Origin of the sequence: Paenibacillus shirakamiensis (genome assembly GCF_017874255.1) — a bacterium.
In the GTDB taxonomy this organism is placed as follows: Bacteria; Bacillota; Bacilli; order Paenibacillales; family Paenibacillaceae; genus Fontibacillus; species Fontibacillus shirakamiensis.
In genome coordinates this window covers 39,315-64,235 of sequence record NZ_JAGGLD010000008.1, presented here as the reverse complement: position 1 = coordinate 64,235, position 24,921 = coordinate 39,315, and the positions used below count along the sequence as shown (strand labels likewise).

Annotated in this window: 18 protein-coding genes; 5 read left to right on the top strand and 13 right to left on the bottom strand. The window is 45.5% G+C overall.

Annotation, left to right across the window (positions count from 1 at the left end):
- The first annotated feature begins 3 nt into the window (after positions 1-3).
- Positions 4-1,917: a threonine--tRNA ligase gene (thrS, locus tag J2Z69_RS17020; RefSeq protein ID WP_209865399.1), complete on the top strand. Its 1,914-nt coding sequence runs from the start codon at positions 4-6 to the stop codon at positions 1,915-1,917.
- Positions 1,918-1,981: 64 nt separating this feature from the next.
- Here the strand turns inward: thrS and J2Z69_RS17015 are convergent, their stop codons facing one another.
- From J2Z69_RS17015 to J2Z69_RS17005, 3 genes are all read right to left on the bottom strand, one after another.
- Entirely contained in the window at positions 1,982-2,839 is an 858-nt protein-coding gene (locus J2Z69_RS17015) for a VOC family protein (RefSeq protein WP_209865396.1), read from the bottom strand.
- 34 nt (positions 2,840-2,873) lie between these two features.
- Entirely contained in the window at positions 2,874-3,848 is a 975-nt protein-coding gene (locus tag J2Z69_RS17010; RefSeq protein WP_209865395.1) for a ring-cleaving dioxygenase, read from the bottom strand.
- A 282-nt stretch (positions 3,849-4,130) separates the two neighbouring features.
- Complete coding sequence (locus J2Z69_RS17005) at positions 4,131-6,578, bottom strand: heavy metal translocating P-type ATPase (protein WP_209865392.1); 2,448 nt, start codon at positions 6,576-6,578, stop codon at positions 4,131-4,133.
- Between the two features lie 171 nt (positions 6,579-6,749).
- Between J2Z69_RS17005 and J2Z69_RS17000 the strand changes: the two genes are divergently transcribed.
- Complete coding sequence (locus J2Z69_RS17000; RefSeq protein WP_209865389.1) at positions 6,750-8,015, top strand: MFS transporter; 1,266 nt, start codon at positions 6,750-6,752, stop codon at positions 8,013-8,015.
- A 191-nt stretch (positions 8,016-8,206) separates the two neighbouring features.
- Here the strand turns inward: J2Z69_RS17000 and J2Z69_RS16995 are convergent, their stop codons facing one another.
- The 7 genes from J2Z69_RS16995 to J2Z69_RS19485 form a co-directional block, all read right to left on the bottom strand.
- A complete protein-coding gene (locus tag J2Z69_RS16995; protein WP_209865386.1) occupies positions 8,207-8,914 on the bottom strand; it encodes a response regulator in 708 nt (235 codons plus the stop codon).
- A 4-nt stretch (positions 8,915-8,918) separates the two neighbouring features.
- A complete protein-coding gene (locus J2Z69_RS16990; protein WP_209865384.1) occupies positions 8,919-10,469 on the bottom strand; it encodes a DUF4118 domain-containing protein in 1,551 nt (516 codons plus the stop codon).
- A gap of 64 nt (positions 10,470-10,533) precedes the next feature.
- Positions 10,534-12,930, bottom strand: a complete 2,397-nt coding sequence (locus tag J2Z69_RS16985; RefSeq protein ID WP_209865381.1) for a universal stress protein — start codon at positions 12,928-12,930, stop codon at positions 10,534-10,536.
- A gap of 76 nt (positions 12,931-13,006) precedes the next feature.
- Positions 13,007-13,567 carry a potassium-transporting ATPase subunit KdpC gene (gene kdpC, locus J2Z69_RS16980; protein WP_209865378.1) on the bottom strand — a complete coding sequence of 187 codons (561 nt, stop codon included), beginning with the start codon at positions 13,565-13,567 and terminating at the stop codon, positions 13,007-13,009.
- A 53-nt stretch (positions 13,568-13,620) separates the two neighbouring features.
- A complete protein-coding gene (gene kdpB / locus J2Z69_RS16975) occupies positions 13,621-15,663 on the bottom strand; it encodes a potassium-transporting ATPase subunit KdpB (protein WP_209865375.1) in 2,043 nt (680 codons plus the stop codon).
- Positions 15,664-15,710: 47 nt separating this feature from the next.
- Entirely contained in the window at positions 15,711-17,399 is a 1,689-nt protein-coding gene (gene kdpA / locus J2Z69_RS16970; RefSeq protein WP_209865373.1) for a potassium-transporting ATPase subunit KdpA, read from the bottom strand.
- A 32-nt stretch (positions 17,400-17,431) separates the two neighbouring features.
- Positions 17,432-17,509, bottom strand: a complete 78-nt coding sequence (locus tag J2Z69_RS19485) for a potassium-transporting ATPase subunit F (protein WP_425355023.1) — start codon at positions 17,507-17,509, stop codon at positions 17,432-17,434.
- A 189-nt stretch (positions 17,510-17,698) separates the two neighbouring features.
- Here J2Z69_RS19485 and J2Z69_RS16960 point away from each other — a divergent pair, with 189 nt between their 5' ends.
- Together J2Z69_RS16960 and rsgA are read left to right on the top strand one after the other, a co-directional pair.
- Positions 17,699-18,790, top strand: a complete 1,092-nt coding sequence (locus J2Z69_RS16960) for a WG repeat-containing protein (protein WP_209865367.1) — start codon at positions 17,699-17,701, stop codon at positions 18,788-18,790.
- A gap of 276 nt (positions 18,791-19,066) precedes the next feature.
- Positions 19,067-20,176 (top strand): ribosome small subunit-dependent GTPase A, encoded by a 1,110-nt coding sequence (gene rsgA / locus J2Z69_RS16955; protein WP_245339427.1) that lies wholly within the window; start codon positions 19,067-19,069, stop codon positions 20,174-20,176.
- A gap of 165 nt (positions 20,177-20,341) precedes the next feature.
- Here rsgA and J2Z69_RS16950 read toward each other — a convergent pair whose 3' ends face one another.
- Complete coding sequence (locus J2Z69_RS16950) at positions 20,342-22,087, bottom strand: glycoside hydrolase family 13 protein (protein ID WP_209865364.1); 1,746 nt, start codon at positions 22,085-22,087, stop codon at positions 20,342-20,344.
- Between the two features lie 327 nt (positions 22,088-22,414).
- Entirely contained in the window at positions 22,415-23,284 is an 870-nt protein-coding gene (locus tag J2Z69_RS16945; protein WP_209865361.1) for an alpha/beta hydrolase, read from the bottom strand.
- Positions 23,285-23,448: 164 nt separating this feature from the next.
- On the opposite strand from J2Z69_RS16945, the gene J2Z69_RS16940 reads away from it, so the two are divergent.
- Positions 23,449-23,814, top strand: coding sequence for a hypothetical protein (locus J2Z69_RS16940; protein WP_209865359.1), 366 nt, complete (start codon positions 23,449-23,451; stop codon positions 23,812-23,814).
- Positions 23,815-24,257: 443 nt separating this feature from the next.
- Here J2Z69_RS16940 and J2Z69_RS16935 read toward each other — a convergent pair whose 3' ends face one another.
- A complete protein-coding gene (locus J2Z69_RS16935) occupies positions 24,258-24,824 on the bottom strand; it encodes an NADPH-dependent FMN reductase (RefSeq protein WP_209865632.1) in 567 nt (188 codons plus the stop codon).
- Positions 24,825-24,921 lie beyond the last annotated feature (97 nt).

Genomic DNA, 24,921 nt, shown 5'->3' with positions numbered 1-24,921 from the left:
CCCATGAATGTTCAAATTTTTTTATCCGATGGTGCTGTTAGAAGGTTCCCCGCTGGAACAACGGTGGATGAGATCGCCGGTTCGCTCAGTTCCAAACTCCGTAAATCGGCATCTGCCGCAAAAGTAAATGGCGTGTTGGTTGATCTAAGCTATTCCATCCATGAAGATAGTCAGCTTGAAGTTCTACTCTTAGATAGTCCCGAAGGACGGGAAATCCATCGTCACAGCACCGCCCATCTGCTCGCTCAAGCCATACAGCGAATCTATGGAGCTAGTCAAGTGAAGTTCGGAATAGGACCTGTTATTCAAGATGGATTTTATTATGATATGGATCTGGACCAGACCCTCTCTCCTGAAGACCTCGGGCGCATTGAACAGGAAATGGCTCTGATAGTAAGCGAGAACCTGCCTATTGTTCGTACAGTCGTTAGTCGTGAACAAGCTTTAGCTCTCTTTCAAGAAATGAATCAGCCTTTAAAAATAGAGATTATTCAGGATCTTCCCTTGGATGCAGAGATTAGTCTCTACCAGCAAGGTGAATTCGTAGATCTTTGCCGCGGACCTCATCTTCCCTCCACAGGAAAGATCAAGGCTTTCAAATTATTAAGCACAGCTGGGGCTTACTGGTGCGGAGATGCGAAGCAAAAGATGTTACAGCGGGTGTATGGTACAGCTTTTCCCAAAATGAGCCAACTTCAAGATCATTTGCAGCGTCTAGAACAAGCACGCGCTCGGGATCATCGCAAACTTGGCAAGGAACTCGGATTATTCATGTTCTCCGCAGAAGCCCCGGGCATGCCCTTCTACTTGCCTAAGGGAATGACGCTTTGCACAGAACTGGAGGAGTTCTCACGCGACATGCAGCGGCAATGGGGATGCGAGGAAGTACGAACACCTTTCATGATGAATAAGAAGCTATGGGAACAATCGGGCCATTGGGATCATTATAAGGACAATATGTATTTCACACAGGTAGACGAACAAGAATTTGCACTCAAACCAATGAATTGCCCCGGACACATGATTATCTACAAAAATAGTCTGCACTCTTACCGAGAACTGCCCATACGCCTTTCAGAGTTCGGCCAAGTGCATCGGCATGAATTCTCTGGAGCACTGAATGGGATGATGCGTGTTCGGACGTTCTGCCAAGATGATGCGCATATCTTCGTCCGGCCCGATCAGATCGAGGAAGAAATCCAGCAGATTATGGAACTGATTGACCGCATCTATGCCGTGTTCGGCTTCACTTACCATATAGAGTTATCCACTCGTCCTGAAGATTGCATGGGCGCTCCAGAACTTTGGGATCAAGCAGAGAATGCTCTAAGGCATGTGCTAGATAAGCGTGGAGTAGCGTATCAGTTAAATGAAGGTGACGGTGCCTTCTATGGTCCTAAGATAGACTTTCATATTCTCGATGCCATCGGACGCAGTTGGCAGTGTGGAACCATTCAACTTGATTTCCAGATGCCAGAGAATTTTGAATTGTCCTACATTGGCCAAGATAATCAGAAATATCGTCCTGTTGTGATACACCGCGCTATCTATGGTTCTCTCGATCGATTCGTAGGTATCCTTACCGAACATTACGGGGGCGATTTCCCGCTTTGGCTAGCCCCTGTGCAGGCGATGATTGTTCCGGTGTCCGAGCATTTTCTAGACTATGCTCTATCGGTTAAAGCTCAACTGGCTGCTGTGAATTTACGGGTAGAGGTAGATATCCGTAGTGAGAAGCTCGGGTACAAGATTCGAGAAGCGAACATGCAGAAAATCCCTTACACTCTTGTCGTAGGTGAAAAAGAGCAGACTGCTGGAGAAGTATCTGTTCGGCGCAAAGGGGCTTGTGAACTAGGTGCTGTACCTGTAAAGACATTCATCGATGAGGTAAGTGCCTTAATAGTAGCTCGGAAATAAACAAAAACGGTGTTCTCTCCTGAAGGAGGAACACCGTTTTGTTATAGAGGAATACCCTCAAAGTTTAAGCTACGCTAAGTTTCGCCTTGATATTAAAAGGATCTTTGGCATAATAGACCCCGTCATCCCCGTCATGCACCTCAGTTCCAGAGGCTCGCAAGCGTCCTACAACCACATCAAGTTCCTGCCGACTCGGTACTATAATCTCATAGAAGTCTAGCCCGGCAGCATTCTCAGGCACTGGACTTGCTCCAACACCTGCCCATGTGTTCAGGCCAATATGATGATGATATCCCCCGGCAGAGATGAATAATGCAGAATCACCGTAACGTGCTACAATCTCAAACCCCAATACACCTACGTAAAAAGCTTCAGCTTGATTGAGATCAGCCACATGGAAATGTACATGTCCAATCACGGTTCCTTCGGGAAGTCCGCTCCAAGTCAGCCCTTCCGATGCCGCAAGCAGACCCTCCACATCCACAGGATCTGTCGTCATTACAATGAGCCCCTGCTCATCACGGGTCCATGTATCCCGCGGACGATCGCGATAGATTTCAATCCCATTATTATCGGGATCACTAATGTACAGGGCTTCACTGACTAGATGGTCCCCCTGTCCAACAGGAATATTGTGCTTCACTAAATTTCGGACAACAAGACCCAAAGAGGCACGATCGGGGACCAGAATCGCAAAATGATATAACCCTGCTCCTGATCTTTGAGGGAGTACGGTCCCTTTCGTCAGCTCACTTAAGATTACGATGGAATGCTCCCCATCTACTGTAAGTTCAACTTTATAATCTGATTGATGCAATATATTTAGTCCTATTACTTCTGTGTAAAATATAGTTGAAGTCTCCAAGTCGCTGACTCTGAGTTGCACTACCCCAAGTGTAGTCTGTGGGTGAATGATCGTCATATTCTAACTCTCCTTATTCAGTAACAAATTTATGTTATCCTTGCTTCGTATCAAGCGGCTTCAAATTAGCTTCAATGTGTGCCCGTTTGGATTCCAAAAAAGGTGGCAAGGCCAGGGTCTCGCCAAGATGTTCAATCTCCTCATCTGTTGCAAATCCCGGGCCATCGGTCGCTAGTTCGAACAAAATACCATTCGGCTCCCTGAAATATAGGGAGTGAAAGTAGAAGCGATCTACATACCCCGAATTGGGCAGCTGCACTTGGCTGATGCGCTTAATCCAAGCTTGAAGTTCATCATCGTTATCTACACGAAAAGCAACATGATGCACGCCGCCTCTCCCTAAGCGTTCGGGGTCCAAATCACGCCGTTCTTCCACATGAATTTCGGCTCCTGAACCGCCTTCTCCTGTCTCGTAGACAAGAATATCTGGCTGTCCAGAGATCGACGATGGGTACGTTCCTTTAGCTCGGAAACCTAGAAGATCTTGAAGTACCAAGACCGTAGGTTCGGGATTACTAACTGTAAGCTTAACAGGACCTAAGCCTGTGATAGCCACTTCTATCGGCACAGGGCTCTTTACCCATGGCTTACCTGCCGCAACCCCCTGATTGTTCTCGTCAGAGACCAAAATCACACGTTGCCCTTCTTCGTCTCGGAAGGCTAGAGCTGAACGTCCACCAAGCTCTATGATCTCATCCTGCTCCACGCCAAACTCGGTAAGTCTCTTTTGCCAATACTGAAGCGCTGCATCATTTGGAACACGTAAAGATAGAGCCGATATACTATCTACACCATCACGGTTACGCCCTGCATTGGGGATTTCAAAGAACGTAAGTTCTGTTCCTGGATTACCCTGTTCATCTCCATAAAACAAATGATATACCCCGATATCATCTTGATTGACTGTTTTTTTAATGAGACGAAGTCCAAGCACTTTTGTATAGAATTCAAAATTGTGTGAGGCATGTGCTGTAATTGCAGATACATGGTGAATTCCTTTAAGTTCCATTATGCATACCTCCATCGAGTTAAATTGAGAGAGTGTTATATAAGTGTAAATAGCACATTAAATTATATTCATTAATTAACTAAAAGTAAGTTACTTTTAAATAATAACTTACCTTTCTTCTTATTTCAAGTGAAATTCAAAAATGCATCGATGTAGTATATGTAACTAATTAATAAGCATGCTTGCTCCCATTTGTGTGGAAATATATAAAAGCCCAACTCATCTCCACAATGCAGAGACAAGCTGAGCTTGCTTACTTTAAAATGCTTAGCTGGATATATTTCATCCCTTCATGCGCTGCAGACGGAGTGCATTGAGCACTACAGATACAGAACTTAATGCCATTGCGGCTCCCGCTAACCAAGGCGCCAAGAAACCAAGGGCTGCTATAGGGATGCCAATTATATTGTAAGCTAAAGCCCAGAATAGGTTCTGTCTAATATTGTTCATCGTTTTGCGGCTCATTGAGATCGCATCAGGAATACTATTCAGGTCCCCACGCATCAACGTGATGTCTGCGGCTTCCATGGCTACGTCTGTCCCTGTACCGATAGCCATGCCAATATCAGCCGTGGCGAGCGCAGGCGCGTCGTTGATGCCATCACCAACCATCGCTACTTTGAGTCCCGTGCTTTGAAGTCGCTGAATCTCAGCAGCTTTGCCTTCGGGAAGCACTTCTGCAAGCACTTGATCAATACCTACTTCGGACGCAATCGCACGGGCAGTTCGCTCATTATCTCCAGTCATCAAGGTCACCTCAATGCCGAGGTTTTTTATACGAGCAACAGCTGCTTTGGAAGTAGCTTTGAGCGTATCAGCAACAGCTACAAGCCCTACAGCTTGCTGATCTATAGCGATCAACATGGCTGTTTTGCCCTCAGACTCAAGTGCCGTCATCTTCTCCTCAAGTTCATCTGATGATATCTCAGATTGAGCTAGAAGCTTTCGTGTACCCACGAGAAGCTGATGGCCCGAGACCTCAGCGCGAATTCCGTAACCCGGAACCGCCTCAAAAGATTGCACAGCTGGTGGCTGGATTCCTCGCTTAATAATACCTTCCACAATAGCATCTGCTAGTGGATGTTCAGAGTTACGCTCTGCGGCACCCACCCATTCCAGCAATTGCTGCTCGGAATAATTACTAGATATGAGCCATACATCTGTCAGGGAAGGTTTTCCCTCCGTTACGGTCCCTGTCTTATCGAGTACAATGGCATTTACCCGATGTGTCGCCTCTAGGAATTCTCCGCCTTTGAACAGAACACCGAGTTCTGCGGCACGGCCTGAGCCAGCCATAATAGAGGTAGGTGTAGCCAACCCTAATGCACACGGACAAGCAATGACCAGTACGGCAATCGCTTTTTCAAGCGCTCCCGAGAAATTACCCCGATCTGCTAAGAAGTACCAGACCAAAAAAGTGATCACTGCAATACCTACCACAATCGGAACGAATATGCCCGAGATACGATCGGCTATCCGTTGAATAGGTGCCTTAGACCCCTGCGCTTCTTCCACCACACGAATAATCTGAGCCAATGCACTGTCCCGGCCAACTTTTGTTGCCCGTACACGCAGCGCACCATTCTTGTTCAACGTAGCTCCAAAGACCAGACTGCCGGGTTCTTTGGACACAGGAAGACTTTCCCCCGTTAGCATCGATTCATCGATGGAAGAAGAACCTTCAACGACCTCTCCATCCACAGGCACTTTTTCTCCCGGTTTTACTAATAAGATATCTCCACTTATCACGTTTTCAATCGGTACCTCAACCTCTTCACCGTCTCGCATAATTCGGGCGGTTTTCGCTTGTAGTCCCATTAACGTTTTGATTGCTTCTGAGGATCGACCTTTAGCCAAAGCCTCGAACAATTTACCCATTAGAATCAGCGTAATTAGAATACTACTCGTCTCATAATATAACTGAACTTCATGATGCCCTCCATGTCCTGCATTCATAATCGATTGATACAGACTATAAAAGAATGCCGCCGATGTTCCAAGCGCAACCAACACATCCATATTCGCACTACCATTGCGTAATGCCTTGTAGGCTCCTACATAAAACTGCGCTCCAATGATAAATTGAACCGGGGCGGCAAGGATCAGCTGGAACCACGGATTCATGAATAGGTCAGGTAGCCAAATGAACGAGGTGAAGGAAAAGTGACTTACCATCGCCCATAGTAATGGAAAAGAAAGGATAGCTGAAATTAGCAATTTACGTTTTTGCCTTGTAATTTCTTTTTTGCGGTGATCACCTGAATTAGGGACATCTTGCTTAGGGATAGCTTTATAGCCTAGCTGCTCTATTTTGCGGACCACATCCTGCACGGTAATCTCACCGGGCACAAATTCTACTCGCCCCGTCTCTAAGGCTAGGTTCACAGAGGCATGGGATATCCCTTCCATGCGGTTCAGCCCCTTCTCGATTCGAGCTGAGCAAGCTGCACACGTCATCCCCGTAATTTGGAGATCTACTTTCTCTTTGACCGTGCCATAACCGAGATGTTCTATTTTTTGTTCAAGTTCATGAGGATGAAGTTGGGAGGCATCATAAGTCACCGAGGCTTTTTCCAGTGCAAAATTAACGTTGGCCTCGGATACACCCTCCATCCGGCTAAGCCCTTTCTCAATGCGGTTCGCACATGCTGCACATGTCATCCCCGTAATCTGGAGGACCGCGTGTTTATTATTTTTACCTTCTTCGGTTGCTTTTTCGGTAGCATTCATTCGTTTCACCTCATTTAATTAAATCTCGCTCTCCTGCTCCAAACCAACTTTCATACTTTGGTCTAATTAAATATACCCCCATGGGGTATATTTGGCAAGTTTATTTTATTAATTTCGTGATATAAAATTATTTTGTGGGTTTATAATTGGAAAAGAAAGGGCGTGATTAAGTTGCGAAATCTTATTCCCTCAGTTCCAAAACCAAGACTACCCACACGACAGTCTCTTCTCCTTCTAAGCGGTGTCGGTATCTCTGGTATTGGCGATTTCATTTACCTCATTGCTATAAATATTCTAGTTCTGCAAATGACCTCATCACCTGCCGCTGTAGCGGGTCTATGGATGATTGCTCCCCTTGCTTCGATCTGCACTAAATTCTGGGCAGGCAGCGTTGTAGATAGGCATGATCAACGACGATTAATGATGTTCATGGACATCCTTCGAGCTATTTTTGTTGCCACACTTCCCTTGTTACCGAATATATGGATTATGTATGCATGTATTTTTATAATAAGCATGGGATCAGCTCTATTCGCACCCGCTTCTCAGGTGCATATGACACGTATCATCCCAGCAGAGAGCCGAAAACGATATAATTCCTCTCAAGCCTTTGTAACTTCTGGTGCATTCGTGTTGGGTCCAGCCATTGCTGGGGTCGTTCTTCTATATGGTTCCCCATCCATAGCCATCTACCTTGATGCCGTTTCTTTTCTAATGTCGGCCTTCCTGATCTCTAGATTACCTCGCCTACATAGTCAGAGGGACCCGCAAGAACTCCGTATAAAATTATCCTTACGAATCATTGCTAGCGACTGGATAACCGTCATTCAGTTCAGCCGCCGAGCTACCTTTATCATGACCATCTATGTCCTTTTTCAAATCATCTTCATTATAGGGGTCTCATTGGATGCCCAAGAAGTAGTCATGATTCGGCAGGTTATCGGCTTGTCGAGTGCAGAGTATGCAGCGCTAATCAGCCTTACGGGGATCGGTTATCTAGGCGGATCGCTGGTTAACTCCCTCATAATAAAATGGTCTTCTGTTCGCTATCTCATCGGATGCGGGGTAATGATGGTGTCCACCGGGTACTTACTTTTTGCCTTATCTCATAGCTTCTTTATGGCCGCAGCTTCCTTTGTTCTCCTCGGTTTTAGTTCAGCCTTCTCTAGTACAGGCTTCATGACTTTCTATCAGAACCATATATCTGTAGATTATATGGGACGAATTAGTAGTGTCTTCGGGCTTATGATTAGCGTGATGCACGTAGTAACGATTCTAGTCGTTGGCTTAGCCGCTGAACAATTTACCTTGCGAACTGTATATATTAGTGTGTCGGCTCTGCTGGTATTGCTCTCCATATGGCTCCTCTTCTTAACTTTAAGACCTTCGAGACGAGTGCACTTTAGTGATCAAGCACAACCCTCCCTAACTCTGTAACTCGCGACCTCTTGGCTTTTGTTCTACTTCTCCCAGCGCACAATAAAAGCCGATTAGAGATCCGTTCATCTCCAATCGGCTTTTATTGTTATTTCCTCTTAATGTATTGTGACCATCATCCTACATGCTTTTTTATCTATTATGCTGAATCTTCTTCAGCACATCATTCTCGCAAAACATACATTCGTTCCTTACACCTCGTCCTGAAGGGTAAAGCGATAGCCAATTCCGGGCTCCGTCATAATCAGCTTAGGCCGAGTGGGATCCTCTTCTAACTTTTTGCGTAAATGTCCTATGTAAATACGCAGATAATGGCTATCAGATTCATAATGATGGCCACCCCATACTTCTTGTAGTAAATAACGCTGGGTGAGCACCTTGCCTGCATGAGATGCCAATGCTTTAAGTAAATCATATTCCGTTGGGGTAAGCTTCACTCGTTCTCCTGCTAATTCCACACTCCGCTGGGCAAAATCTAACCGCAATCTCCCAAAGTTCAGAACCGCTTCCTGTACGGCCCCTCCAGCATGGCGCAAAGCCACTCGAATTCGGGCGACTAATTCCCCCATACTAAATGGCTTCGTCACGTAATCGTCCGCCCCACCTTCCAGTGCAGCGATCTTATCGGCATCTCTTTCCTTCGCTGTTAGCACGATGATAGGAATAGAAGACCATTCCCGAACCAGATGAAGCACATCCATCCCCGATTGATCCGGCAATCCTAAATCTAAAAGAACTAAGTCAGGGTGCTCCCGACTAATCTGATAGATGGCCTCTTCTCCCGACACCGCCTCGATCATCTCGAATTGGTGCGCCTGCAAATTCACTTTCAACAACTTGCGAATTTGTGGTTCATCGTCCACTACAAGAATTCGTGCGCCCTTATTCACCTGCTCCATGTAGCTACATCTCCTCCTCTCGTTCTATTTTACCCTCTTCTAGTTCCTTCAGCGGTAATTCGATCCGAATAATCGTTCCCTGGGGGCGATTCGGCTCTGCTGTAATGGTTCCCTCATGGGCTTCAATAATCCCTTTACAAATCGCAAGCCCTAGGCCCGTACCTGGGAGATGCTGTGCACGATGCGATCTATAGAACTTGTCAAAAATTTGTTCGGATTCCGCGGCTATGATGCCGATACCCTGATCCGATATGATGATACTCAGCTTACTAGGAAAACATTGAACCTGAAGCCGAATTTCACTGCCATCTGGTGAGTACTTAATTGAATTACTTAACACGTTCACTAATACTTGCTCTATTAGGATTTCATCCCCTTGAATGAAAGGAGTATCCGGATCGATCTCCACATGAATCTTCCGCTGGAGCTGATCCTCTTTCACTTGAGCTAGGACGACACCTAAAATATCCTGAATATCACACCATTCTCTGCGCAACCCCAGCATACCACTCTCCAGCCTAACCATCCCCAGCAAATTGCTAACCAATCGATTCATTCGCAGTGCACCTTCACGAATCGTGACTAGAAGCTCTTTTCTTTCCTCACTAGTGAACAACGCATCCCCTTCAAGCAAACCTGAAGCCGAGCCTATGATTGCAGCTAGTGGGGTACGAAGTTCATGAGAGACCGAATCGAGAATGGCTGTTCTTAGCCGCTCGGATTCTGCTGTGAGATGTGCAAGTTTGGCCTCCTCTGCAAGCTTCGTACGTGCGATAGCGCTAGCCGCAATGCCTGCAAGGGCTTCGATCATCCGCTGGTCCTCACTTGAAATCCCTCTACCTAGGTGTACACCCAGCACACCGTAGATTTGATCATCTATACTTAAAGGCAGATACATCCCGACTGCTTCGGGCAAAAGGGTTGACCCTTTACCCGCACGCTTGCGGTTCTGATAGACCCAATTCGCGATAACCAGTTCCGATTCAGTGGATCCCCACGTCGAATCAACCGGAGCATGAACAACGATCTCTAATGATTCCCTTTGCTCTGATTGAACATAGAGTACGGTCTGCGTATTCAAATCCATAGCAATTTGGCTCGCAACATTACTCAGTAATTCTTTAATATCTGTTATTGCAGTTAGTTGCCGACTGATATCGTATAGAGAAGCGGTACTCGCCTCGCGTTCCCTAGCCAGCCTGACTTGCTGGCGTAGCTGCTCAGATAACCTTGCTGTAAGTACAGCAACTGCAATGAATACAGCGAAAGAAATGAGATATCTTAAATCGGTTACGGTAAAACTAAGAAACGGGGGAACATAAAAAAAATCAAACGCCAATACTCCAAAAGCCGCGGCCCAAAGCGCTGGACCCATTCCCCAATATACTGCACTGAATAGGACAGGAAATAAATAAATCAGTGCAATGTTGACCAGATCAATGGATGGGGACGAATCTATAAGCCTTAGCAAAATTGTAAGCAGGATAATTACTGCGGTTACGCCCGTATATCTTTTCCACGCGGCCCAAGAACTGTACCCCGGGTTCACTTCCATGATGTCGTCCTCAACTTTCCTACTACACCTGTAGATCTATTTTTATATCATGCCACGCTCTTTCCTATTGTGCCACTATTAAAACATCTCGATGTCTGGAACTCCGAAGCACCACCCTAACTACAGAATGCTGCCACAGCCTATGAAGCAGATTTTTGCTTGAGAAACCCATCACTAACTGCGTAGCTTGCACTTCATCGGCCGCTGCCGTTAATTCATTAGCAATATGCCTTTGATGAGAGGCAGCGCGCAGCAAGAACGTTCCTCCAAGCTGTTCCGTCAGTCTCTTTATCTCCTGAAGCGTATGTTCAGCCGAATGACAGGGCATGCCATTGTGCTCAACGCGACCCCGGGGATATTTTCCTTTTGCACTAAAAGAACTCTCACTAACTTCGGACTCGGTATAAAACATATTTGAACTTAACCCTTCTGTATCCACCCAACAGACATACCAATCCGCTTTCAGGCGATGAGCTGTCCGAAATCCTCTACGAATAAGCTTCGCTGCATGGGGGGTCAATTCCACACATACAAAGATCACTTCCCGCCTACGCCAAGGTCCGCGCAGAGAAGTATTGCGTTCTTGAGACTCTAGTCTTTCATCTACATCATCCGCAATTTCCCGCAGGGCAAGTTCACGCAAAGCAATCAAGTTGCCCATCTTAAAAAAATGATTCAGCGCCTGCTGTATTTTGCTATTCGCATAGATTTTACCTTCTCGCATGCGCTGCTGAAGGGACTCTGGCGATACATCGATAAGCTGTACTTCATCCGCCCATTTGAGGACGCGGTCGGGGACCGTCTCACGCACACGAATGCCCGTAATTTGTTCCACGGCATCATTTAGACTCTCTAAATGCTGAACGTTCATCGTAGATATAACGGAAATCCCTGCATTTAGCAGCTCCATTACATCTTCAAATCTTTTCTTATTCCGACTTCCTACTACATTGGTGTGGGCCAATTCATCCACAAGCACAACTTCCGGTTGGGCTTGAAGAATGGCATCCAAGTCCATCTCCTCCAGGATCGAGTCCTGATAGGAGATCTGCTGCCGGGGAATGGTATGCAGCTCACCGACTTGCTCCATCGTCTCCCGCCGATTATGCGTCTCCAATAATCCAATTCGGACATCAATCGACTTCCCCAGCAGATCATTGCCTTCTCTGAGCATCATATACGTCTTACCTACACCCGGCGCAGCTCCAATGTAGACCTTGAATGTCCCGCGGCGAATACTGCCCACCTGTGATTCCACTTCTTGCTCTGTTAAGCGATGAAAGTTCTGGGGTAGCGGGTCTTTGATCATTTTAGCAGGGAGTACCCGTTCTCCTTCTATTTTGGTACGATCTGCCACAAAAAAGAGATCACACTGCCGAGATAATTGGAGTAAGTTCTCCACAATGGACCCTTGAGACCATTGCTGCCATTTGGATTGCTGGGTATGCCCTAGAATAATACGAGTCACATTCTTCTCTGCCGCATAGCGAATCAGAGCTGCAGGAAGTCGGCGCCGATTCCGAATGGGCAGCTCCTCAAAATGCCCACCTATTTTATCCACGAGTTTCTTCAGACTTCTCTTGAACGCTACCGCTTCCGCAGGCATCGGACGACCTATTTGCTGAAAAGTAACTACGAGAAGCTCCCCATTCAGGCGCTTCGCAATCTGTTGGCCGCGTCTTACATAAATTGATCCATTCCAGTGGTACTGGGTAGTGACTAATATTCGCTCTGCGGCGCCAGAGGGACCTGATAACCCCTGCTGCTCCCGATGCTCTTCTAAAGATTCATTCACATCCTCAGCTACCAAGCGAAGGGCAAGTTCACGAAGTACAGATAAATTCCCACGCTTCAATACAGAAGCATCCTGAATATGAACATGCCCCTCCGCCAGACGGTTCAATATCGTCTCCGGTGTGACATCCATAAGGCGGACCTCATCTGCTAGTTCCAATGTATCTGCGGGCACCGTATGTTTGACCTTGATCCCCGTCAACTTTCTAGCAATCTCCGTATATCCACTAAGTTCATATACATTAACTGTGGTAATTACACTGATACCTGCCGTCAGTAGTACTTTAATATCTTCAAGCCGTGTTCGATACTGTGCATCTGGCCGATTCACATGAGCTAACCCATCTACAAGCAGCACTTCAGGATTGCGTTCTAGAATGGCTTCCAGATTTAGATCCTTCCATTCGTCTTCACCTACCCACCAGTGAATGCTCGGAATACGTTCCAAGTCCCCAAGTTGCTTGACGGTCTCGGGTCTACGTAACGTGGAGACGGCACAGATGACTACATCAATGCCCTGCTGCTTCAGCATCTGTCCTTCTCGCAGCATGTGATACGTTTTGCCGGAACCACTAAAGGGACCGATCAGAATTTTTAATTTGCCACGATGTAATTTCGTTATGGATTCTAGAATCTCTTCAGGGGTCTTTCTTCTAAATGCATCCAATTCGTACCCGCCTCCCTTAATGTCCTGAATAATGGATGAAGGCCGCCCCCTTATTAAGGTAGCGGCCACTTCATATCTATTGAATTAATTTTAGTATCGATCGGTTAAGTTCATTGACATTCACATGCGGTTCTCCAAATACGCCAAGTGATCTTCCTTTTGTCGTTGATTGTACTAATGAAGTAAGCGTGGCTTCTGGAATTCCCGTGGCTTTGCTAATCCCCGGAATCTGAGCTAAGGCTCCATTTGGGGAAAGATCCGGATCAAGTCCCGAACCCGACCCTGTGACTAGATCCGCAGGAACAGTTTGGAGTGCAGGGTTAGCCTTTCTCCATTCTTCTACCTTCACTTTCTGATCGGCTAGATAAGTGTCCGAAGCTACGGCCTGATTCGAACCCGCAGAAGCCGTAGGATCATATTTGGCATTGGAAGCTCTCGGATGAAACAGCTTGGGAGAATCGACCGATTGGGCAATGAGCATCGAACCTTGAATGGTATTCCCTTGGGTCATCAAGCTGCCGTTAGCCTGATAAGGAAACACAACTTGCGCTATACCTGTAGTCACTAAGGGGTATACTACGCCGCAAAGTAGCAAAAGTACTAATGATGCCCGAAGAGGGATCAGAATCATTTTCATATGAATTACTCCTTCATTCTAATGTATTGCACCGTAACTAACACTTCTAACACTTATACTAAATGTAGACTCGATAGCACTACATCAATTAATTTAATGCCGATAAACGGTACAATGACGCCACCCAGCCCATAAATCAGCACATTACGAGTCAGCATGCGATCCGCAGTCATCGCCCGATATTTGACCCCTTTCATTGCAATCGGAATGAGTAGCAGAATGACAATAGCGTTAAATATAAGAGCGGACAAAATAGCCGAAGCCGGAGAATTCAGATGCATAATATTCAGCGATTGTAACTGTGGTAAAGCGATGATGAACATCGCCGGAATGATGGCAAAATACTTGGCGATATCATTCGCAATGGAGAAGGTCGTTAAGGCCCCTCGAGTAATAAGCAACTGCTTACCAATGGACACCACAGACAGTAACTTTGTCGGGTCCGAATCCAGATCAATCATATTGGCGGCTTCCTTGGCTGCCATCGTGCCTGAGTTCATAGCCATGCCGACATCGGCCTGTGCCAAAGCAGGGGCATCATTGGTTCCATCCCCCGTCATAGCAACTAATTTGCCTTCCTGTTGTTCTTTAAGAATAGCCGCAATCTTATCTTCAGGCTTCGCTTCTGCAATAAAATCATCAACGCCGGCTTCCATAGCAATGGTCGCTGCCGTAAGTGGATTATCTCCGGTACACATAATCGTCTTGATTCCCATCTCGCGCATTTCGGCAAAACGTTCTTTAAGCCCTGGCTTGACGGTATCTTTAAGATAAATAATTCCATATATCTTACCTACAGAAGCCACAGCAAGCGGAGTTCCTCCAGCTTTTGCGATGCGGTTTGAAATATCGCCTAGATCGGAGGGGATACTGCCACCATGCGCCAAGACATAGGTACAAATGGCGTCTACTGCCCCTTTACGAATCTCAGAACCGTCAGCTAAATTGAGCCCTGACATCCGAGTTTCTGCGGTGAACTCTATCACTTCGGCTGATGCATATTGATCTTCTTTCCAGACACTCCCCTTTTTGCCAGCTAGCTCAACAATCGAACGACCTTCGGGAGTTTCATCCTTCACAGAAGCTTGTAAGGCAACCCACGTTATATCGGCTTCCGTTATTCCTTGCACAGGGATGAATTCTGCCGCCATCCGGTTACCGTAGGTGATCGTACCTGTCTTATCCAAAATCAGGGTGTCAATATCTCCGGCCGCTTCAACGGCTTTTCCTGACATCGCTAAGACATTGAACTGAGTAACCCGGTCCATCCCGGCAATCCCAATCGCTGAGAGTAGGCCTCCAATCGTTGTAGGGATAAGGCATACTAACAAAGCGATCAATGTGGACAATTCCAGATGAACATTCAAATAGCTAGCCATCGGAACCAATGTAATAATCACAATGAGGAAAATAAGAGTCAGTACGGCAAGCAGCGTGGTTAAGGCCATCTCATTGGGTGTCTTCTGACGTTGAGCCCCTTCAACTAAAGAAATCATACGATCCAAAAAAGATTCGCCAGGATCGGTCATGACTCGAATGGTGATCGCATCGGAGACAACGCGCGTTCCTCCCGTTACAGAGGAGAAATCCCCTCCCGATTCCTTAATGACAGGGGCAGATTCTCCCGTAATCGCAGATTCATCGATAGAAGCAAGACCCGCGATGATCTCCCCATCCGCAGGGATAAGTTCTCCGGTCTGAACGATAATAATGTCGCCTTTTCTTAATTGGGTCGAGGGCACTTCTTTGGTTGTTCCATCTTTCTGCTCAAGTCGTGCCGTCATTTCTGTCTTGGTACTGCGCAAGCTTTCGGCTTGGGCTTTCCCCCTTCCTTCGGCCATAGCTTCTGCAAAGTTGGCGAACAGTAAGGTGAACAGAAGAATAAGAAACACAGCCAGATTATATCCCCGCCCCACGGTGGAAGAACCAAATAAGTCCGGTGCGATAGTAAGCAATAACGTGATGAACGTTCCGACTTCCACAATGAACATGACGGGATTGCGGAACATCATAACCGGGTTTAACTTTTTGATGGCATCGATTCCCGCTTGCAGGAGCATCTCTTGCGTCATCAATTTTTTGCTAGTTGCAGCCATGTCTTACATCCTCTCTGAATTAAGCTCATTCTAATTCGTTCTTCTTTTTATTTGGATACCCCTTGCATCAATGACACATGCTCGGCAATAGGTCCAAGTGCCAAAGCTGGGAAGAAAGTAAGGGCTCCAATCACCAAGATAACCATGATTAGAATGCCTGAAAATAATGGGGTATCCGTACGAAGTGTCCCCGAGGCTACAGGTGCAACTCGCTTCATGGCCAAGGAACCCGCAATAGCTAGCAGACAAATCATCGATACATATCGACCGAGTAGCATTACAATTCCAATGCTAATGTTATAAAAATCGGTGTTCGCATTTAGACCCGCAAAGGCCGAACCATTGTTCGCGGCACCTGAAGTAAAGGCATAAAGTACCTCCGATAGCCCATGAGACCCCCCGTTAGAGATCGACGCCACGGTTGAAGGAAATGCAAGAGCAATTGCTGTAGGCACGAGAATAATAAGCGGGTGAACAAGCAGCGCAATAGCAGCCAGCTTAATCTCTTTTCCCTCAATTTTTTTGCCCAAGAACTCCGGTGTTCTTCCGACTAACAATCCGCTAATGAAAATAGATAGAATAAGATACAGTAGTCCATTTAGAAGGCCTACACCTTTACCCCCAAATACATTGTTCAGCATCATCTCAGCTAGCGGAACCATGCCGCCAAGAGGAGTTAAAGATTCGTGCATATTATTGACAGAACCTGTGGTAGCGGCGGTGGTCACTGTTGTAAAGAGAGCTGATTCAGCAATACCTAATCGAACTTCTTTGCCCTCCATATTGCCTTGCTCAATGCCAAGCGACTGTAGAGCAGGAACCCCCTTATACTCCGCTAACGTGACCGTTAACAACATCACTACAAAAATCGCGCTCATCGCGCCAAATAACATCCAACCTTGACGACGATTTTTAATCATGAGTCCAAAAGCATATACAAGCGATGTAGGCAGCAGCATCATACATAAAATGTGTACAAGATTGCTTAGGCCTGTAGGGTTCTCAAAAGGATGCGCTGCATTGGTCCCGAACCAACCTCCACCGTTCGTTCCCAGATGTTTGATCGATTCAAATGAAGCCACAAGCCCTCTTGTAATCGTCTGTTCTTTGCCATCGAGCGTAACGGCATGAACTGCACCTGCCAGTGTCTGAGGCACACCTTGGAACACTAGAAACAGAGCTACAATGACACTAAGTGGAATAAAGATCCGTGTAATGGACCGCAACATATCGACGTAGAAATTACCCAAGTTATCCTGACGACCGATGAGCCCACGGATAAAAGCGATGGCTACCGCAAAACCCGTAGCGGCCGAAGTGAACATCGGAAATATAATCGCTAACATCTGTGATAAGTAAGATAACGCATTCTCTCCGCTATAGGACTGCCAGTTCGTATTCGTAATGAACGAAGCCGCCGTATTAAAGGATTGCGCCCATGGCATCCCGCCAATACCATCTGGATTGAACGGTAAGTGTCCTTGCAGCACAAGAACGAGAAACATAATGAAGAACATGAATCCGTTGGTCAGCAGCATCGCGCCAAGATATTTTTTCCAGCCCATCACTTCGTTCTCACGAATGCCAATCAGGCTATAAATTCCACGCTCCAAGCCACCAAATATCTTGTCTAGGCGGGTGGTCTCTAGGCTGAATACCTTGACCATATAACTCCCCATTGGCTTCACAAACAGCATAATGATAAGTAACGTAATTGCAATTTGAATCCATCCCATACCCATGATCCTCCCTATTTCACTTCCGCACTTTAGAATTTATCCGGTCTGATCAGCACATATCCCAAATACAAGATCAGCACACAAGCTACAATACCGATGATGAACATATGATTCTCCTCCCCGATCGTCCTCCTTGGAAATCTTACTCCCGTTTGCTGTAAACGCGTGGTAAAGATCTGAGGAATCGCTGTAAAAAAAATATAAAAAAAATCAGACCGATGAACGGATTGTAAATCATTGTCACATGAATTCAAGTATGATGAATGCCTATGCAAGATTACAAAGGAGTGTACGTTATGAAAAAGTACTTAGTATGGCTAGTCCTATCTATTTGTCTTGTTCCCCTTCTTCCTAACTCAAGCTTTGCTGCAATACACGCGCCAACGCTGGATGCTAACCGCATAAGTATTAATTACAACCTGGATCGAACCCAAAGTGATGGTGCATTTCATGACGGATTACTTTTGGCTGAACAGACTAATGGAGCACTGGTCTACTACAATGCAAAAGGAACCGTAGCATTCCATCTTCCTCCTGCGCTCCGGCCAGTCAGCGATTACAGTTCACAACGAGCAATTGTTCAAGATAAACTAACCAAGCTATATGGCTATGTGAATACCAAAGGCGTAATGGTAACCCCACTTCAATATGAAGAAGTTACCTCCTTTGCAGAGGGAGTAGCACACGTTCGGCGGGCAGACTCACACATAGAGTATTTAATTGATCGCGGAGGTAACATCCTACTACAACTCACGACACGCTATGATTCCGATTTCCACTTCTCTAATGGCCTCTCACTTGTAACGGACACGAAGACTGGACACATTGGCTATATCAATAAAAATGGTCATTTGACCATTCCATACTCCTACAAGTACGGACGGGACTTTGCTGAACAACTCGCCTTAGTTCAAAACAAAACAGGACAGTACGGCTTCATTAACACAAAGGGAAAGGTAACCATCCCCCTGCAATATAAAGCAGCTCAAGATTTCCAAGAGGGGGTAGCTGCCGTCCAGAATAAAGCAGGGCAATGGGGATTTATCGATAATAGAGGGCAAGTATTCCTTCCTTTTCATTGGAGCAGAGTGGATTCATTCAGCGAGGGTTTGGCTGCTGTATATAATCGTAAAGGTCAGGTGGCCTTCATTAACAAAAAAGGGGCACTTGTGATTCCTTATCAGAAGTACAATAAGGCCTCTCCTTTTAAGCAAGGGCTTGCTTTAGTGGGAATAGGCGATAATACCAATGGAAAATTTGGTTATATCAATCAAAAAGGCAGGTTAGTAACCGCATTACAATACAGATCTGAATCTTCTTCTTTTAGTGCAGAGGGTCTAGCTGTCGCCATCTTATCTCCGGGTAAAGCCTTAATTTTAAGCAAGTAGCCACCTAACTCGTCTTGCGAAGCATTGACTTTATTTCTTTCTCATTCTATAATTTGGATATCTTAGGTAAAGGAGGCTGATGAGTATGGATATTGTAATGATGATTTCTGTTGCTCATCGGTCTCAACGGTTCTAGAATCTATTACGAATTGGCTAGTTGACATATACATTAGTCAGCCCCTTTGTATTAGCTTCGTTAGATTAACCGCAGGAGACCGATATGGTCGCTTGTGGTTTTTTTGTATTCAAATTTAACGAAGATAAGGGGTAATCCAATTGACAACCTATCCATCTTTAACAGCCTATGGCTGGAACGATCAATGGAATGAAGCGTTACAGCAAGAATCTACTCTAATCCCGGCAAGAGTCTCCGCTCAATACTCTCATCAATACCGCATAATTACATCTGAAGGCGAGCGAACGGCAAGCGTATCCGGCAAGCTGGAGTATGAAGCACAGCGCCGCAGTGATTTTCCGGCCGTGGGCGATTGGGTGCTAGCTGAACCTCTTCAAGGAGAGAACAGCGCTGTCATTCGTAAGGTCCTCCCTCGCTTTTCAGCCATGTCCCGTAAGGAGGCAGGGAATGTCGTGGATGAACAGATCATCGCAGCCAATGTGAACTGGCTGTTCATTACGAGTGCACTGAATCAAGACTTCAATCTACGTAAAATCGAACGATTCCTGATTGCTGTCTGGGAAAGTGGGGCCTCTCCTGTCGTTCTGCTTACCAAAGCAGATCTATGTGAAGATCCCGAACGGTTCCGTGATGAAGTTGAAGCGATCGCACCCGGAGTCCCTGTCCATATCGTTAGCGCTCAGGAAAATCTGGGCAAAGAAGCACTTGCTCCCTATCTAATGTCTGGACAGACGATAGCTGTTACCGGATCATCTGGGGTGGGCAAATCAACGCTCATTAACTGGTTAGCTGGGCAGGATCTGAACCGGGTTCAAGGCATTCGTGAACAAGATGCTCGGGGTAGACACACCACCACGCATCGAGAATTATTTTTGATCCCATCTGGAGCTGTGCTGATTGATACCCCGGGTATGCGAGAACTGCAGCTATGGGATGCATCTGAAGGCTGGGAGGTTACCTTTTCAGATATTGTGGAACTTAAGTCCCATTGTCGCTTTCAAGATTGTCGTCACCTCGGTGAGAAGGGCTGCGCTGTCCAAGAGGCGCTTGCGAACGGGACACTCGATGCACATCGCTATGCCAATTATATTAAGACGGAGAAGGAACTTGCTCATCTCGAACTCAAAGCACTGCGCAGTGATCGCCGTAACCAAAAAAACGCAGGCAAATTCAGCGGTGCCAAATCCAAGAAAAGTGCAACTCGATCAGGCCCCATCCCTATCCCGCAATATAACGAATTCGACGAATAATCTTTAAGAGACATGGAAGCTTATCTCTTACAGCCCGTGCATCTCTCAAGAAAACCCTATATTTATGCACAAAGAACCCCCGGCAACATTCATGTGGCTAGGGGTTCTTTGCTTTTGAAGTTTTAGATCTTAATTTAACTCTGCTCTATAGATAACTTGTCTTGTCTAATTCAAAGATTTTTCGGATACTGTGGGCACTTCAGGAGTAAGCTCGGAACTTTCTTCCACAGCAGATAGGATTAGCATGTACACTCTGGATTCAAAGGGTCTCAAAGCCAGCGTCTGGATACTCTCGGCCGGATCTGCTTCATAGTTATGAATGAGCAGTTCAGTAGATTCGTATTCCCAATCAATAGGGCAGTCGAATAAAGCTTCATGCTCGGTCAGGTTGCAAATGACCAATAACTTCTCTGTGCCTAGCGTACGGCTGTACACATATAGATTCGGGTCCAGCTGAGGGACCAAATCATATTGACCATAGACTAGAACAGGACTGGAAGCGCGAAGCGCTATTAATTTTTTATAATGATGATAGATTGAATTCGGATCTTGCCTTTGTTGCTCTACATTGATCTCTGCATAGTTCGGATTCATCTTAAGCCAAGGGGAGCCTGTAGTGAACCCTGCATTCGCTGTGTTATTCCACTGCATCGGTGTTCTGGAGTTATCCCGGCCATTTTTCCAAATCACTTGCATAACCTCATCGTGACTTTTACCAGCTGCGAGCTCAAGTTGATACATGTTTCTAATGGCTACATCATTGTAGTCATCAATAGAATCGAACTGTACGTTCGTCATACCAATTTCTTGACCTTGATAGATGAACGGCGTTCCTTGCATAAGGAAGTACATCGACGCCAGTGACTTAGCTGAAGCGCGCCAGTGTTCCTGGTCATTGCCCCAAGTAGAGATCGACCGCGGTTGGTCGTGGTTCTCAATGAAGAGCGCATTCCAGCCGCTGCCTTCCAGTCCCTTTTGCCAGCGGCTTAGCGTGGCTTGTAGTGTAGCAATATCAAGTCCACCTGTTGCACTCTTGTTCCAGAGAGCCAGATGTTCGAACTGGAAGATCATATTGAACTTGCCGTTCTCCTCGCCCACCCATGCGTCCGCTTGATCAATATTTACGCCGCTAGCCTCGCCTACGGTCATAATATCGTATTTGTCGAAGGTCTCTTGCTTCAGCTCCGTCAAAAAGTCATGGATCCCCTCACGGTTCATATGTCCATCAAATGAAGGAACGTGTGTAAGTCCATGCGGATTCGGCATATCAGGGAATCCAGCAATTTTCTTGATATGAGAAATCGCATCGACACGGAATCCATCAATCCCTTTATCCAGCCACCAATTCACCATATCGTACAATTCACGGCGAACCTTTGGATTTTCCCAGTTTAAATCTGGCTGTTTGGATGAAAAGACATGCATGAAGTACTGCTGCGTAGCATCATCATATTTCCAAGCAGAACCCCCAAAAATACTTTCCCAGTTATTAGGCTCCGTCTGAAGTTCTATTTCTTTCGGATTGCTCCAAATATAATAGTCGCGCTTTGGATGATCTATGGATGAACGAGATTCTATAAACCATGGATGCTCATCCGACGTATGATTAATAACTAAATCCAAAATAAGCTTCATTCCGCGGGCATGAACTTCCGTCATGAGCAGATCAAAGTCTTCCATCGAACCGAACTCGTCCATAATATCTTGATAATCAGAAATATCGTATCCATTGTCGTCATTAGGGGATTTAAAAATAGGACAGATCCAAATGACCTGAATTCCGAGATCCTGCAAATAATCCAGCTTGGAAATGACGCCTTGAAGATCTCCAATACCATCCCCATTACTATCCATAAAACTCCGAGGGTATATCTGATAAGCCGTAGCTTCTTTCCACCAAATCTTGTTCATTATAGTAGCTCCTTAGCGAAAATAATCTATGGATAATGACAACGTGCAATCGATTGCACTGTAATTCCAAAATCATTTTACCGCTTTTTCAGTAGTTTGTCTCGGGTTATTTATGGATTTAAAAAAGTTTTTGAGAAGCCATCCAGCGTGGCATGAAATTACCAGAACAGTAACTTGTAACCGCTTCATTATTTAGCCATGCAAATAGACCCCATCTGCCCTATGGAGTCCTAACTTTGATAGATATTGAACAATGACTGTTTTTATTGATTTATTGATTTATTGATTTATTGATTTATTGAATTAATGATTTAATGATCTATTAATTTATTGCTCTAATCTCTTATCCCGTTGATTCGAGCTTTGATCCAGTTGCTCTTCCATCCAAGCTACCGTCCGTGCCATCACCTGATCTCTCCCTTTTTCCGTGTGAAGCTCATGACGAAATCCGGCCCATGAATGAAAAGTACAGTAGCGTGCGTCTGCTCGATCTGCAAACTTCGCACTGGCTTTGGCACTCGTTATCAGGTCAGCTTCCCCATGCATGAGTAGAATAGGTGTCCGAAGCTTATGTGCCTGAGTTAAGGCAATACGTCCTGCCCGATGTACACAGCTAAATAAAGTGGGGGTGATCATTCCATATCGAAGTGGATCTTGTGTATAACGCTGTAACATAACAGGATCTGATGTCGCCCGCTGATTCATCCCAGGATAGCGATAATTCGGTTGCAGTTGCTCCCTAGCTATGCCCCACAACATGGCTAGGGACGGAGGGCGCCACATTAACTTTAACCATGGACTGGCTACGATAGCACCGATAACCTTTGGACGATACCGAATTAGATAATTCAGCGTAATATTTCCGCCCATACTGTGACTATAGAGCAGTGCAGGTGCATCAGGATAACGCGTATCCATCTCCTTAATCAATATATCTACATTCTCAAGCAGTTCCTCGTAACTGGGTGTATACATCTTTTTGCCTTCGGTCTCTCCGTGCCCTCTTTGATCAAAGGCCATCACAGCGTAACCATAAGAAGTGAAATAAGCTGCCACATGTTCGTAACAGCCTCTATGTTCACCTAGACCATGTACAATACCGATCACAGCCCGCACTGGCTGCTTGTCTGTTGTCCATGAACAGGCAGATATTTTCGTTCCGTCCTTACTATACCAATAGAATGTCTCACAATGCATCATTCATCAACCTTTAGGTTTATTCGATCATACATTTACGTGTAGCCTGAACTAAATTATTAAGCAAACGCTCAGCCTGAGTACACAACTGTCACAATCTTTTCCCCTATACTTAAAAACGTACCGTTTCTTCATCTACATAACTATAGAAGGTGGAATCCAACATGAACATTTCCTCCGTATCCAAAAGCACGACCTCATCGTCATCCAGTACCAGCGACACGAGTTCTCTAGAGAAACAAAAGCAACAGCTTCAACAAGAACTTGTAAAGGAACAACAAAGTAAAGATGATGCCAAGACCAAAGCAACCCGGGTTCAGACATTACAGAATCAAATCCAGCAAATCGAGACCCGTATTGCTCAGCAATCCAAGTCGAGTAGTGCATCCTCCAGCGAAGAGGTAAGTAGCTCTGATGCTACTTCAGGATCGGTATCTGCATCCGAGTCATCCAGTGCGATCTCGGCCAGTTCTCTGTCCTTATCCGTCGGCAGCAAAACAAGTGGTAATTTATTCGATGAATTAATCTAGGAAAAGAACATGCCCTTCCGCCTGCCTTCCTCTATGAAGGAACACAGGCGTTTTTTTGTACTTGAGCATCTATTATAATAGTCTATCCCTTATGAGACAGAAATTCTGGACTAGACTGCACAGCATCTCCTTCAACAGACTTCTTTTCTGTTAATGTAGATAGCTAACTTATCTGAATCAGCCTTCCTCTTCCTTTAAGATATCTACCTCTACACTAGATCTTACCCCCTCATACTCTTTCCTTTGTGATAAGAAATAAGAGATACTGAAGGTAATTAGAGCCATTAATAACAGTCCTACAGAGTTTAAAAGTACAAGAAAATACTATTTAGCATTACGGTTACACCTGATATGAGCGTACTTATTTTCAAAAATTTATTATTATACCAATCTGCCAGCATATATTCTCTATCGCATAGATACTTCATATTTTCTACATGCATCTAGTCCCTGTTCTTTTTCGTTTCAATAGCTAAAGTTAGGGCCTCAAGCATTTGTGTAATCTCATCTTTCAATGCTGGACTTGTAATCGAACTTTCATCTACATTAAGCTTCAATGTAATATGCGGAATGATCATCGTGCTTCCCGTAACGATCTCTGCATGAATCATATGAAGGGTAAGCAGCAAGGAAGCATGAGCTTTGTCGCCACCCATCGGACTAGGCGAAGCGCTGATTACTGCGGTGGGTTTTCCAACCAGCTCCCCGGAGGATACAAGCCAATCAAGCGCATTTTTTAGCACCCCCGGTACACCATTCCCATATTCAGGTGTGCAGATCAGTACCCCATCAGCTTCGCGAAGCTGTTTTCTGAATAGCTCCACAGCCTTCGGGCCCACATTCTCTTTATCGAGATCAGGGTTAAAATGCGGTAAATCAACCAAACCTGTATACTCCTTGAACTGCATTGAATCTTCAGACAAACCCATAATTGCATGCATTAATGCTGTATTGCTAGATTGTTGACGAAGACTCCCTGATATGGCGAGAATTGTCCACTCTTTTGCCATTTCCATATTCAAATGCCTCATCTCATCGTAAATTGGGGACATGCTCTTCTTTGTCCCTTTTTGTTACAACACATACTCATTTCTTCCGCATTGAGGT

Coding starts and splice junctions, on each gene's coding strand:
- J2Z69_RS17005 (WP_209865392.1), bottom strand. CDS start 6,578: ATGAATGCTACCGAAAAAGCAACCGAAGAAGGTAAAAATAATAAACAC.
- J2Z69_RS16950 (WP_209865364.1), bottom strand. CDS start 22,087: ATGAACAAGATTTGGTGGAAAGAAGCTACGGCTTATCAGATATACCCT.
- J2Z69_RS16960 (WP_209865367.1), top strand. CDS start 17,699: ATGAAAAAGTACTTAGTATGGCTAGTCCTATCTATTTGTCTTGTTCCC.
- J2Z69_RS16945 (WP_209865361.1), bottom strand. CDS start 23,284: ATGCATTGTGAGACATTCTATTGGTATAGTAAGGACGGAACGAAAATA.
- J2Z69_RS16995 (WP_209865386.1), bottom strand. CDS start 8,914: ATGGAGCAGGTGAATAAGGGCGCACGAATTCTTGTAGTGGACGATGAA.
- kdpA (WP_209865373.1), bottom strand. CDS start 17,399: ATGGGATGGATTCAAATTGCAATTACGTTACTTATCATTATGCTGTTT.
- kdpC (WP_209865378.1), bottom strand. CDS start 13,567: ATGAAAATGATTCTGATCCCTCTTCGGGCATCATTAGTACTTTTGCTA.
- J2Z69_RS17010 (WP_209865395.1), bottom strand. CDS start 3,848: ATGGAACTTAAAGGAATTCACCATGTATCTGCAATTACAGCACATGCC.
- kdpB (WP_209865375.1), bottom strand. CDS start 15,663: ATGGCTGCAACTAGCAAAAAATTGATGACGCAAGAGATGCTCCTGCAA.
- J2Z69_RS16990 (WP_209865384.1), bottom strand. CDS start 10,469: ATGGAAGTGAACCCGGGGTACAGTTCTTGGGCCGCGTGGAAAAGATAT.
- J2Z69_RS16940 (WP_209865359.1), top strand. CDS start 23,449: ATGAACATTTCCTCCGTATCCAAAAGCACGACCTCATCGTCATCCAGT.
- J2Z69_RS16935 (WP_209865632.1), bottom strand. CDS start 24,824: ATGGCAAAAGAGTGGACAATTCTCGCCATATCAGGGAGTCTTCGTCAA.
- J2Z69_RS19485 (WP_425355023.1), bottom strand. CDS start 17,509: ATGTTCATCATCGGTATTGTAGCTTGTGTGCTGATCTTGTATTTGGGA.
- J2Z69_RS17015 (WP_209865396.1), bottom strand. CDS start 2,839: ATGACGATCATTCACCCACAGACTACACTTGGGGTAGTGCAACTCAGA.
- thrS (WP_209865399.1), top strand. CDS start 4: ATGAATGTTCAAATTTTTTTATCCGATGGTGCTGTTAGAAGGTTCCCC.